Annotated in this window: 1 protein-coding gene; it reads left to right on the plus strand. The window is 62.6% G+C overall.

Going from position 1 to position 2,663, the window contains the following annotated elements; genetic code table 11:
* A partial coding sequence (locus KQH55_RS16340) for a condensation domain-containing protein (RefSeq protein ID WP_235091709.1) occupies positions 1-2,663 on the plus strand: 2,663 nt, incomplete at both ends.

The following is a 2,663-nucleotide window of genomic DNA, read 5'->3' on the forward strand; positions in this document are numbered from 1 at the left end:
TGAGATCGAAGCGTGCTTAATGGCGCATCCGCAGGTGCGTGATGCGGTGGTGCTGGCAACCGGTGAGGGCTCGGATAAGCGGCTGGTCGCGTATGTGGTGGCCGATCCCGATGACGCGCTAGCGAGCACACTGCGTGCACAGGTGGCGGCGAGCCTGCCTGAGTACATGGTGCCCAGTGCGTTTGTGCGGCTCGATGCGTGGCCCTTGACGCCGAACGGCAAGCTCGATCGACGTGCGCTGCCCGAACCGGACGCTGACGCGCTGGCGCATCAAGCGTATGAAGCGCCACAAGGTGAACTCGAGACGACGCTGGCGGCGATCTGGGCCGAGCTATTGGGTGTCGAGCGTGTGGGTCGGCACGACAGCTTCTTTGCGCTCGGGGGCCACTCACTGCTTGCAGTGCGCTTGATGAACCGGGTGAGAATGCTAGGCGCTGACGTGCCGCTGGCGACGTTGTTCGCGACGCCCACGTTGGCCGCGTTTGCCGCGGCGCTCGAAGCCCACTGGCAACAAGGCACCGATGCGCAGCCCGAGATCACGCCGGTGCCGCGGGAGGGCAATTTGCCGCTGTCGTTCGCACAGCAGCGGCTGTGGTTCCTCGCGCAGCTCGATGGGGTCAGTGAGTCGTATCATATGCCGCTGGCGCTACATGTGCGCGGGCCACTTGATCGGGCCGCATGGCAACAGGCATTAGATGCGCTGTTTGCCCGTCATGAAGCGCTGCGCTCGACGTTTGTGAGCGTTGACGGTCAGCCGCAGGTGCAATTGCTGCCAGCGGATAGGGGGGTGCCGCTGCGCTGGCATAATTTGCGTGGGGTACCTGATGCCGACGCGCAGCTGTCGCGTTTAAGCGCCGATGAAGCGCGCGCGCCCCTCGATCTGGCACAGGGCCCGTTGATCCACGCATGCGGCATTCAATTGGCCGATGACGAACACGTGGTGCTGCTCACCCAGCACCATATTGTGTCGGACGGCTGGTCGATCGGGGTGCTGATGCGCGAGCTGAGCGCACTGTACGCAGCGGGTATCGGGGCCCAAGCTGATCCGCTGCCGCCGCTGGCGATTCAGTATCCGGACTATGCGGCATGGCAGCGGCAGTGGCTCACGGGTGAGCGGCTCCAAGCGCAAAGCGACTACTGGCGTGCGACGCTGGCCGACGCACCGGTGCTGCTGGCGCTACCGACCGACCGTCCCCGCCCGGCACAACAGTCGTTTGCCGGCGCACAGGTGCCGGTGCAGATCGATGCATCCACCACGCAAGCACTCAAGCGCTTAAGCGCAGAGCACGGCACGACGCTATTTATGACGGTGCTCGCGGCGTGGAGCGCGGTGCTCGCGCGCTTGTCGGACCAGTGTGATGTGGTCATCGGCACGCCCAGCGCGAATCGTAACCATCGCCAGATTGAGCCGTTGATTGGTTTTTTTGTCAATACGCTGGCGTTGCGTGTCGACTTATCCGATGAGCCCAATACGAGCGAACTGCTTAAACGTGTGCAGCGCACGACGTTGGACGCGCAGGCGCATCAAGATCTGCCGTTCGAGCAAGTGGTGGAGATCGTGCAGCCGCCGCGTCGATTGAATCATACGCCGCTGTTTCAAGTGATGTTCGCGTGGCAAAACAATGAGTCAGGCAAGTGGCGCCTACCTGGGCTCACGGCCACGCCGGCTGAGCTCGAGTATGACGTCGTGAAGTTCGATCTTGAGCTGAACTTATCTGAGGCAGGCGACGAGATCATCGGCAGCTTAGCGTATGCGACGGCGCTGTTCGAGCGATCCACGATCGAGCGGCACGTCGGGTATCTGCAGACGATGTTGCGCGCCATGGTGGCGTGCCCCCAGAAGCCAGTCGCAACGCTTGAATTGCTGTCACCGGCCGAGCGTCAGTTGCTGCTTGACACGTGGAATACGACGCAGCGAGACTATCCGTCGCACTTATGCATCCACCAGTTATTTGAAGCGCAGGTCGAGCGCACGCCCGAGGCGCCAGCGCTGGTCTATGAAGATCAAACGTTTAGTTATGCAGAGCTGAACGCCCAAGCCAATCGCCTCGCGCACCAGTTGATCGAATGGGGTGTCAAGCCGGAAACCCGGGTGGCGATCTGCGTCGAGCGTTCACAGGCGCTGGTCGTTGGCCTGTTGGCGGTTTTAAAGGCCGGCGGCGCGTATGTGCCGCTGGATCCGAGCTATCCGAGCGAGCGCTTGGCGCACATCCTCACTGATGCGGCATCGGCGATTGTGCTCGCGGATGCGGCCGGGCGCGCTGCGTTGGGCGACGCGGCGCTGGCCGAGTGCACGGTGCTCGATCCCACCATCCTGCCGGCGTTGCCGGACACGAATCCGTCGGTAGCCGCGCTCACCGCCCGGCATTTGGCATATGTGATCTATACGTCGGGCTCGACCGGTACTCCGAAGGGCGTGATGGTCGAGCATCGGGGCGTGGTGAACCTTGCTCTGGCGCAGATCGCCTGTTTTGGGGTGCAACCAGCCAGCCGTATTTTGCAGTTTGCGTCGTTCAGCTTTGATGCGAGTGCATCCGAAACCTTGATGGCACTTGGCAGTGGTGCAGCGTTGTATTTGCCACCCGAGGCGGCCCGGCAGGATCGGCATGCTCTGCGGGACTATTTGACAAGCCATGCGATTACACACGCGACTTTACCGCCTG

Origin of the sequence: Mycetohabitans sp. B3, assembly GCF_021498065.1 — a bacterium.
Classification (GTDB): domain Bacteria; phylum Pseudomonadota; class Gammaproteobacteria; order Burkholderiales; family Burkholderiaceae; genus Mycetohabitans.